Here is a 9,476-nt window from a genome sequence, read left to right as displayed (position 1 = left end):
AAAGCAGGAGTAATGGATGATGGAACATTCTCCCCTACAAATGAGGGTACCCCCCAAGGTGGAATAATATCACCACTTCTGGCGAACATAGCCCTCCACGGAATGGAAGAACGAATTAATAAATATGCTGAAAGTCTACCCGGAAGAAAACGGAGAAACATACAAGCATTAAACTTCGTAAGATATGCAGATGACTTCATCATTATGCACAAATCCAAAGAAGTGGTAGAAGAATGTCAGAGAATCATTGAATCATGGTTAAAAGACATTGGCCTGGAACTAAAACCAAGCAAAACAAACCTGGTTCATACCTCAGAGGGATATGACTTCCTAGGTTTCAACATCAGGCAGTACCCAGTAGGTAAGAACCACTCCAAACAAGGTTTTAAGACCCTCATCAAACCATCAAAAGGAAAAGTGAAAGAGCATTGGGAGCAGCTATCAAAAGTTATTGATAAACACAAAGCCGCTCCCCAAGAAGCCCTCATCAGGCGACTCAAACCCATTCTAAAAGGATGGTGTAACTACAACCGCACAGTGGTTAGTAAGGAAACCTTCAAAGGGTTAGACAACAAGCTCTGGAACAAACTCCAAAGATGGGGATACAGAAGACATCCAAACAAATCCAAGACCTGGGTGATTAAAAAGTATTGGGGAACTAAGGTCGAAAAACCGAAGAACCCCTGGGACGCACCGAAGACTGACAATTGGGTATTTCAGACAAAGGAGGATAATTACCTACCGAAACATGCAAAGACAAAAATTGTCCGACATGTAAAAGTCAAAGAAACCCGAAGCCCATTCGATGGTGACCTAATATACTGGAACAACCGCTTAGCCAAACATCCTGAAATGTCCAGCCAGAAGGGAAAACTTCTAAAAAGACAAAAAGGAAAATGCGCACACTGCGGTTTAACATTCAGAGTAGGGGATTTTATGGAAACGCACCACATAATACCACGCTCACAAGGTGGGAACGACAAACTCAAAAATCTTGAGCTACTCCACCTACATTGCCACGATGCAAAACATGAAACTAAGTCTTGTCTAAAGAATCAAGAGTCAAGTAACGACTCATCTGAACTAGACAATAACCCATTCTAATGTGGAGGTACCAATGACAAGAGATTCCGTCACGAGGAGCCGTATGAAGGGAAACTTTCACGTACGGTTTTGAAGACAAGTCAGCGGGGGTGACTCCCTGGCTTAGTTTAATTACCGAGTATCCGAACCGTTGGGTGGAGTTGGTAAGAAGCCCGCACTGTACCGATAGGTCAGTGTCGGGAGTATGTCACAAAACTGCACAGGTTAAATACCATGACATCTATATACTACTAGAGTGCTGTCTCAATCAGTTATGGATGCATCTAGATACTCGACAATTCGGGTATTTGACCCAGGCAATAACGAAGAAGGCTACAAAGTCTGCCATCAACAGAAAGCACAGGAGTTTTTTCAACAAACACTCCTGGGATTACATCCAAAGCAAAGATTATCAGCTCAGTGGGAGCGAGATATCCAGGATTTACTGCTATCCTGGTTTCGTGCTGAGCCATCTACTGTTGAGCCTACATCCCAGACGTTAGCTGGACTTTGTCTTCGGTGCTATGTTTCTTTCTCGATCTTAAAGGCTTGTAAAACAATAGCGAGTCAGTTTTGCCTTGACTATCGGTTAACTTACCGTGAGCTGCTATCCTATGTACTCAATGATGATGGCAAAACTCCGATTATTATCGATAGTGATGGCAAAACTCAACTGGTTCTGAATCAGCAAGGTGAGATTGAACCTGGGCTTGGTCAGTTTTTTACGATTGATGTGTTGGCAAGCTATCGTCTGAACTCATCAGCTCGCCTCAGTTTGGACAATTGGGCATATCGTAAAACCAAACAACATCCTGACATTAAACGTTGCTTAGCTGAAAAGGGATTGCCATTGTCCAGTAACTGGTCACTGTTGGGACGAGTTAAACTCAGACACCTTGAACAGCTCTATCCACGCGATCGCAAACTAGTAGAAATCTTCCATACTGTCTATTCTCAAGACAGACAACAGCAGCGGCGCAATAGAGTTAACCATAAAGTTAACCATAGAGTCAACCAATGCCTTGAGCCTAGGGATGACCAACTCCAAGACATGCTCCACCTGTTGCCAGAACGTGGTGTTATTATCAATTCCACCAAAGAGCTTCACAAAGAACTAACCAGGATAGCCAAGGGTCTGCAAGAAGAGGAGATTTGGAGCCGCAGAGGAAGTCCGATCTGGGAACCTCTAGAAGCACGGGATCCAGAAACTGGGGAGTATGTCCCGAAAGAATTACCTGATCTAAACTCTATTAATACCATAGATCATTTAGGACAATCTGAATTGCAGGATTTTCTTGAACAGGGACTGATTGAGGTTTTAGATCACGCTATAGGGCAAGCGTTGGTTGAGCACATTGCCTCTTTAGAGCAAAGCCGCCGTTACGCTTGTTTTGCGTCAAAGGTTATCCCAGGTTTCCGATTCTTTTACTGTCAGGGGAAGTCTCTTAAAGAGATAGCAACCCTTTTGAATATGACCAATCATTCCCAAGCCAGCCGAGTCTTGGCACCAGGGAAACTGCTCAATCGCGTTCAGTATCTGAGTGTAGAAAATTTTTTCCAGCTTATCTCAACAACTACTAAGGGATTAGCTCTGGAAAAAAATGCCACAAAGCTGGATTATTTGAGTAATGTGATGCAGGAAGTCGAGGCTTTCTTAAACACACAAGTTTTTCAAGAAGCGGTAGCAGAACTGAGTACGTCTAAAAGCCGTTCAATGACTAGTTTATATGCTCAGCGAATGTGCCAATATCTAGATGAATAAAAGACAAAAAAAACAGGATAAAACAATGAATAATACCAGTATAGAGTCAATGGATATAACCCTTCCAATACTAGAATCATTTTGGCTCGAAACTGAAGACTTTGAGCAAGCGATAAAGATTAGTAAACAAGTAAAGAATGAAGTAAACCAGGAGCAAAGTTATCTAAATAGTTTAGCATTATTTGGTTTTGAGAGATGGTTAGAAGAACGGGTTGATCAGCTACCAATTATTAAGGATAACTGTTCGGTGTATCAACCAGACTATGCTAATCTGATTGATACGGTATGTAATTTGATAGTTGGGGAGTTTAATCTGTGTATAATTGTCACGGATAACTCCAATGAGCAATTGGTTACTGTACCAATAGCTGCGGTTGAATTACCAGAACTTGCGGCTCATTTCTATATCCTAATTGAGGTTAAAGAAACCCAAGAACAGGGTATTATTCGAGGTGTTTTACGTCACGACGAGTTGATTAACTATAGCGAATCAACTAACTTACCACAAGGTAACCGTAACTATAATTTACCTCTGTCTTTATTTGATCAGCAACCAAATCATTTACTGCACTACTTGCGTTGGTTAGATTCCCAAGAGATAAAAATTCCAGTTGCTGATACTAAGCGTTCTGTTCAGGAAATCCTACCATTCTTTGCTGAAACAGCCATTAATACAGCAGAGTGGCTGCGAGGGGAAATGGATGAGTTAGCAAGCTGTTTATCTTGGCAACTGCTTCCTGACTATACCTTTTCTAAGCCATCGATGCGTCGGATTAGTCCAGTATCGGATGAACCAGACAGATATCGAGCGATCGCTAAAGAGTTGAGACGACAAAAAGGATTAATTGTGCCGTCTCATGCTCGTGGCTCTTACCAAACTGTTAATTTAAATGGCATTCTGTTCAAACTATGTGCTGTTACCTGGTTCATTTACCAGAAAGCACCAGAAGATACTCGAGAATGGGCATTGCTATTGCTAATCGAAGACTGTCTTGGTAATACACTTCCCCCTGGTATGAAGTTACGAATCAGCGAATTCACTGGTGTTGTCTCTGAAGCGATATTGGTAAATGAACGTTATCTCCATGTTGCAGTAGCAGGTAGGTGGAACCAAAAATTTGTAGCTACTATTTCTCTAAGTAATGGAGCCTCATTAACCCTACTTCCCTTCGGTTTTGATCCTGATCAATGTTTATGATATTTGAATAGGGAGTAGGGAGTAGGGATTAGGGGGAATAAAAAAGTGACAAATTACCATTTTTGAATGGGAGCGAAGCGATGTTTAAAGGCCCCGAATTCATTTGTGCTAAAAAAAAATTTTAAATTGATAATTATGAATGGGAGCGAAGCGATTGACAACTAATCATCAAAGTAGTTTTAGACTAAATGTTTGGCAAGCTGATTCATCCTGTCTGTTTTATTTACGGGGTAATCACGGACTGGAAGTCTCCGCTAAGTTGGACTATCCAGCTAAAGTAATAGACTGTTATGAAGAGTGGCGATACCTTTACCTCCAGTTTTATCCGAAATTGCGAGCCAGAGAATTGTCCAGTGGTGCCATCACACCATTAGTCGATGACTTGGGACATGAATTAGAAGAAGCAAAAGAGATATTTCTGGATGTATTTCAACGGTGGTTAGGTCAATTACAGGCCATTCGAGAAACAATTCAACATCAAATTTTAACTGTTGCTAGAAAGGAATCACAGTCAAAGAAGACAGCAGAAGCCTATCGAGAAGTAGCTATTTTTATAGCCTGCGATTCTGTGGAATTGGCACGGCTTCCTTGGGAAGCATGGCAGTTGCTGCCAGAGGATATCCCCAGTGGGAGAATTCGGATTACCAGGATTCCGATGACTACTCAGGCAGAAACAATAGCGCGAGATAATAAACTGCGCCATGGTAAACCTCGGATTTTAGCGATTTTGGGGGATAATACAGATCTGAATTTGGAGAAAGATAAGCAGGCTATTAAGTTGCTCAAAAGCATTGCTCAAGTAGAGTTCTTTGACTGGCAACAGCAAGAGGATGGGGTGAATCTTAAAGCAGCACTGGCGGCAGAAATAACGGATGAAAGGGGGTGGGATGCTTTATTTTTTATGGGTCATAGTGATGAAACAAAAGTTACTGATGGAAAATTAGCGATCGCGCCAGAGCAGTTGGTATCTATCAGTGAAATAAAGGAATACCTAACTACTGCTAAAAATCAGGGACTTCAGTTGTGCGTCTTTAACTCCTGTAGTGGTCTAAAAATAGCGAATCGGTTGGCTGATTTAGGATTGCAAGTGGTGATCATGCGGGAGGAAGTTCATGATAATGTTGCTCATGTATTTCTCAAAGAATTTTGCAGCCGCTTAGCTCAGTATCAGGATGTCCAGGAAGCAATGCTGGCAGCTTGTCGCAATTTACAGGTAGGTGAGAAGTTTGTTTATCCATCAGCTTACCTAATTCCTTCGTTTTTTAGTCCCTATGGTGCTAAGCCATTTCGGATTGAGCCTTGGGGTTACCAGAAACTACTTCAGCAGTGGCTACCTAAACCAAAAGAAGCGATCGCATTAGCTAGTGTGCTTTTAGTTAGCGCTATGGTTCCTGTCCAAGACATGTTGCTAGATGGGCGAACCTTTGTTCAAGCTGTCTATCGCGATAGTACAAACCAGTTTCCTCGGGAGGGGTTATCGTCCCGGAAGGCACGCTCTGTACTGTTAATTGCTATTGATCAAGACTCAATCAATCAGGCGCAACTGGAAATTAAAGGCTTTAAAACCCAGCCGATGGAACGGGAATACCTTGGCAAATTAGTCAGACAACTCTCGAACTCAGGCGCTAAGGTAATTGGAATTGATTATCTCCTCTATACCCAAGAACCAAGAGAGGAAAAACTGGCTAGTGCGATTCAATCCGCTGTCAGTCAACAGGATACCTGGTTTGTCTTTGGGGTCAATCAGGAGAAAAATCGCAAGGTGTTTCCGAAAATTGCTAGCCCTAAATGGAGTCTACAAGGGGATATTACTTTTTTCCGTTGGGATATGGAACTCCCCCAGGATGCCACCTGCAACAAGTCATGTCCTTTTGCCTATCTACTGGCTCTATCACACCAGTTGCACCAACAGCCAAAGCACGGGATAGGATTAAATCCTAATGTTGAAAGTACCACCAACTTTCAGCAACAAGTTAGTCAGTATCTTCAGCAAGTCAGTAGCCAGGATAATGCGATTGGCCGTAGGCCACGCTACGCGAACGCATCTCTCAAACCAAATAATTTACCTTTTGCGATTGGCCGTAGGCCACGCTACGCGAACGCATCTCTCAAACCAAATAATTTACCGTTAGGGATGCGCTATATTATTGACTTTTCTATTCCTCCAGAACAGGCTTATGAGTACAAGCCTGCTTGGGAATTCCTCAAAAGTGACTTTCCTAACATTGAGCAGCAAGTGGTTATCATTGCCTCTGGGGGATATGATGAAGCCGAGGATAATTTTTCCCTACCTCTAGCTATTGAATATTGGTGTCATCCACTGAATCGAACCAGAAAGCCACGAGATACTTGTCCCAAGGTATTTACCGGAGGTGAAGCCCATGCTTACATGGTTCACCATTTTTTATCGAAGCATACAATAAAATTAATTCCCGACAGCTGGATGATTCTATTAGCAGCATTGTTAGGAAAAGGAACAACCCTGGTACTGCTGCAGCAAAAGCCTCAAAAACGACAGCAATCAATATTGATATTAGTTGGTGCTACAGCGGTCTATGGAATAATCGGACTACAGGCTTATATCTCAGCTTCTATTTTAATTCCTATAGCTTTACCATCCATTATACTCTGGTTTTATATTATTTAGTTAATTCTATTAATTGGTAATTATTCATTCGCTGCCAGCCTTTTACATTTAATTCCTATGTATCGATTAATCAGAGTCTTTTATCTACTGCTAATTACTGGAACGATAAGTATTAGTTTTCCGACCTCATCAGTATCAATTGCAGCTTCGTTTACCAGTCAAGGGAATCAAGTAGCGAAAGGAGTGAGTCAAACCAAACAGGAAACACAATCTGTATGGGCTAAGATCCGAGATATTTTTCGTAGGAAGAAGGATGAAGCAGGTACCCATGGAGAGTTTTGTTCAATTTCCCCTAATATTGCTGCCTATCGCACCTGGAGTGACCAACCTCTATTTGCTTGGGAAGGAAGTGTTAATATCATTCAAGTTCGTTCCTCTCGCTATGGAAAAGCCTTATGGTCTTATCAAGTAAACGATAATCAGACTAGTGTTATTTACAATGCTGATGGTAAAGGTCAGCCACTTCAACGAGGTCAAGAATATTATTACTGGGTAGAGTACAACACAACGGATAATAATGGACAACTAATTACAGATACCGAAACGATTCCCTTTCAAGTTATGGGTGGTAAAGCATATCGGATTATCCAAGCTGAATTGCCAGGTGAGAAGTTTCGATATCAGCACGCTAGTTACTTTGCTGATCACGATCTTTTCCTAGATGTGGTACGAGTGATTTCGGTGTTTGGGGACTTAAATAGTTGGAAAACTAATATTGAGGAATTATATCAAGAGTTTTGTGAGTAGTCAAAGGCGAATTTATATTACAAAATACTGTAAAATAAATAAATTAATCTGACTCCTGACTCGAAGCTCCTCAATCCGACGAGGATAGTTTGTTATGTCAAAATCAGCTATTCTCATTATTCACAATTCATAATTTTTAGTTTTCATAGTCTAACGAGACTAGTCTTAACTACATAAATTTGGCAGCAAATCTACCTGTAGTGTTGTACTACCTATAGTTTTTTTTTACTAGTTTTGCCTAAATTATAAACTAGCTTCATATTTACTTAAAGCTATCTTAACAAAATCATTAATTATATTGATAATAACTTGATGCAGCTTGTCCGGATTACCTGATAAGATCATTATAATGAACGTCACTTGATTGTTTTTACAGAAACCTGTAACGGCATAGGAAGCTATAGTTATCAAGATTCATTGAGGGGTTTGAGGGAGCTCCTGAATTATATTAGCGCTGTTAGTTATAACCTCTCGTTGCTAGGGAATTGATCAACTACCAATCTCATCAGCCATTAAAGTGAATTTTTGTTTGAACAGTCAGTAGTAAGCCAATGTAGTCGAGATAATCTAAAAATGAAAAAAAAACTTGCCAAAATTGTTAATACTGCAGTCACCAGTCTTGCTCTGTGTATTGCGATCGCATGTTACGTTTATAAAGCAGAGGCTGCTCCTGTGTTTCTAAATCTTTCCTGGGAAAGAATTAATGGGTTGAGAGTTGAATTTTTGTTCAAGTTCGACCAGCAGTTTGTACTAGGATTTTAAGACAAACCACCTGTTAAATAGGCTCAAAAACATATGCAGATCTAGCTAATGGTCAATCAGGAATATTTACTTGTCTTGATGCACTCGCTGCTGCACTTAGGTTTCGGTCATTTTGGTAGTGCCCACGTATTTCCCTAGGTCTGGTTGGCTTTCAGGGGATTTCGAGTCTAGAACCTTTGAAAATACCACTAGGAGGAATCGTCACCGAGAATCAACTATAGCGCTGTGCCCAGGGAATAGTAAATAGTTACAGAAACAGACCCCAGCGCGGGGAGATAGTCATCTCCCCATCTGCATCTTAGCGTGCTACTTTTATGAATTGGTATGATGTATTGATATTATTTCGGTGGTGCGTTCTAGGGTAAAATTAAATCTACTAATGAGTCAAACAAAATGGTCTAACCTTTACAAATTAGAAGACTGGTGGTCTGTATGGATTGGTCTGCTTTTATTGGGGACAGTGTTTAGTGGCATCATAACCGTTGTGCCAAAGATGCCCAAATGGAAAGGGATAGATTTATTATCGGCACTCCCCTGGGAATTGCTTCCTAAACTGGCATTGCTCGCCATTGGTTTATGTGCTCTGTTTACCCTTGGCAACCTGGTAATGAAGGGAAAAGAAGGCAGAAACATGATACCAGGCTTTTTGGTTATCTTTCTTTTAGCCGTTTTATCCTATATACTGGGTAATTCACAGACCGCTAAAGCAATTAACCTCGGCTATGCTTTCTGGGCATTGTTGATTGGACTAATCATCAGCAATACTATTGGTACACCAAGGTGGATGATGCCAGCGGTGCGTACTGAATATTACATCAAGACTGGCTTAGTAATTCTCGGTGCAGAAATTCTCTTTAACCGAATTGTGGAATTCGGACCTTATGGTTTAGCGATCGCTTGGCTGGTTACGCCTATTGTGATCATATTTATGTATCTGTTTGGTACTCGCTTTCTGAACATGCAGCAGAAATCACTGGTGATGGTAGTCGCCACATCAACATCAGTGTGTGGTGTATCAGCAGCTATTGCAGCAGCAGCAGCTTGTAAGGCTAAGAAAAACGAGTTGACTTTAGCTGTAGGAATGACTCTCATTTTTACTGTTGCCATGATGGTGATCATGCCCTTGTTTTTGACACTCCCCGCCCTAGAAGCTATGCTTTATAAACATATTTCTTTACAAAAAACTTGACAAAAATCACTTTATATGATTAGTGTGAGCAAAAAACTTGACGTCCCAGGTTCTCGCTCAGTTTGTATAGGGAAAGCCTTTTGCCAAA

7 protein-coding genes are annotated in these 9,476 nt (G+C 41.1%); all 7 read left to right on the top strand.

The window, feature by feature from the left end:
- A partial coding sequence (locus F6J99_RS35705; protein ID WP_293120300.1) for a reverse transcriptase domain-containing protein occupies positions 1 to 1,104 on the top strand: 1,104 nt, incomplete at its 5' end.
- 253 nt (positions 1,105 to 1,357) lie between these two features.
- The gene (locus F6J99_RS35700; protein ID WP_293120298.1) at positions 1,358 to 2,845 is read left to right on the top strand and encodes a hypothetical protein; all 1,488 of its coding nucleotides are present in this window, start codon (positions 1,358 to 1,360) and stop codon (positions 2,843 to 2,845) included.
- A 25-nt stretch (positions 2,846 to 2,870) separates the two neighbouring features.
- On the top strand, positions 2,871 to 4,043 hold the full coding sequence (locus tag F6J99_RS35695) for a DUF1822 family protein (protein ID WP_293120296.1): 1,173 nt from the start codon (positions 2,871 to 2,873) through the stop codon (positions 4,041 to 4,043).
- Between the two features lie 154 nt (positions 4,044 to 4,197).
- Positions 4,198 to 6,690 carry a CHASE2 domain-containing protein gene (locus tag F6J99_RS35690; RefSeq protein ID WP_293120294.1) on the top strand — a complete coding sequence of 831 codons (2,493 nt, stop codon included), beginning with the start codon at positions 4,198 to 4,200 and terminating at the stop codon, positions 6,688 to 6,690.
- Positions 6,691 to 6,873: 183 nt separating this feature from the next.
- Entirely contained in the window at positions 6,874 to 7,437 is a 564-nt protein-coding gene (locus F6J99_RS35685) for a hypothetical protein (protein ID WP_293120292.1), read from the top strand.
- A gap of 573 nt (positions 7,438 to 8,010) precedes the next feature.
- Positions 8,011 to 8,199, top strand: coding sequence for a hypothetical protein (locus F6J99_RS35680; RefSeq protein WP_293120290.1), 189 nt, complete (start codon positions 8,011 to 8,013; stop codon positions 8,197 to 8,199).
- Between the two features lie 379 nt (positions 8,200 to 8,578).
- Complete coding sequence (locus tag F6J99_RS35675; protein ID WP_293120288.1) at positions 8,579 to 9,388, top strand: putative sulfate exporter family transporter; 810 nt, start codon at positions 8,579 to 8,581, stop codon at positions 9,386 to 9,388.
- Positions 9,389 to 9,476 lie beyond the last annotated feature (88 nt).

Origin of the sequence: Moorena sp. SIO4G3 (genome assembly GCF_010692305.1) — a bacterium.
GTDB classification, from domain to species: Bacteria; Cyanobacteriota; Cyanobacteriia; order Cyanobacteriales; family Coleofasciculaceae; genus Moorena; species Moorena producens_A.
This window is presented reverse-complemented; position numbering and strand designations above follow the sequence as displayed.